This is a genomic window from Paraburkholderia diazotrophica (genome assembly GCF_038900755.1).
Taxonomy (GTDB): Bacteria; Pseudomonadota; Gammaproteobacteria; order Burkholderiales; family Burkholderiaceae; genus Paraburkholderia; species Paraburkholderia diazotrophica_A.
In genome coordinates this window covers 1-952 of record NZ_JBBPEN010000063.1, presented here as the reverse complement: position 1 = coordinate 952, position 952 = coordinate 1, and the positions used below count along the sequence as shown (strand labels likewise).

2 protein-coding genes are annotated in these 952 nt (G+C 61.1%); one reads left to right on the top strand and one right to left on the bottom strand.

The features are described 5' to 3' along the window. On the top strand, window positions 1-419 hold a 419-nt coding region (locus AABE10_RS36225; protein ID WP_342937842.1), incomplete at its 5' end, for a hypothetical protein. Here AABE10_RS36225 and AABE10_RS36220 read toward each other — a convergent pair. Continuing rightward, window positions 400-630, bottom strand: coding sequence for a hypothetical protein (locus tag AABE10_RS36220; protein ID WP_342937841.1), 231 nt, complete (start codon window positions 628-630; stop codon window positions 400-402). The two genes, AABE10_RS36225 and AABE10_RS36220, sit on opposite strands and share 20 nt — an antisense overlap. Between the last annotated feature and the right edge of the window lie 322 nt (window positions 631-952).

Genomic DNA, 952 nt, shown 5'->3' with positions numbered 1-952 from the left:
GGCGGGGAATGGGCAATGCCGGAGCGGCGCAGACCCTTTGCCAGGCAATGATCCTCACCGGGTTACTGGCAGAGGCGGGCTACGGTGAAGCCACCTTCGAACAGATGCGAGACGCCGAGGACGTCATCTCAGCGGCCTTCGATCGCGGCCGGGACTCTGGCGTGTGGTCACTGGACGAGAACGGCTTCCGGCAATTTGCTGTAATCGTCTCGACCTACGACAGGCAGTTACGTCGTGCACCGCTCGCGGCTGTTGCTGATGCAAGCGACCGGCTTGAGCGCTTTCGCGTTGGACCAGATGGCGCGCAAACGCGCCTAGAGCGTACTGTCAGGACGATGCCCCGTGACGACGCACGCGGCGGCCTTTCGTGCCAGCGCGTTTTGCGGGGATGCGTCGATCTCAGCCGAGTTCGGATTTGAGCCAGTCGGCGGCAGCCGTGTGCCGGTCGCCAGGATATTCGATGTGAGCCTCAAGCGCGTGGGCGGTCGCGATCTGGCTCGCAATGTCGCCGGGTACGGCGCCCCATGCGATGAGCACGCCCTTGCCTGCGATGACGAGCTCCAGTGGCTTGCCTGAATGTGTCAGACGTACTCGAAACCAGGGTTCCTCAGCGTCGCCCGGTGAATACACGACGTCGACCGAAAATCAGGATCTGACATGGCTCGCCACAGCGATTGAAGTTCCAGAGCTTCGCTCGCAAGCAGTTCTGACGCGCGATCAAAAGCCGTCATTTACCTTTACGACGGTACGATGGCGCGGATCAATCAGATAACACAGAAACATTCGCGCACCTCTGCTTCTCGTCGATGGCCACAAAACCAGCGTAGCAAGCGGCTCGCCTCCCCGAAAGGCAGAAGGCACACCTCTTTGAGGCGCTACGCGGGGCGACCGCTGCGGCACGCCGTTATACTGCGCAACACGACAACCAACGAAGCAGCACTCGTTTATGAAG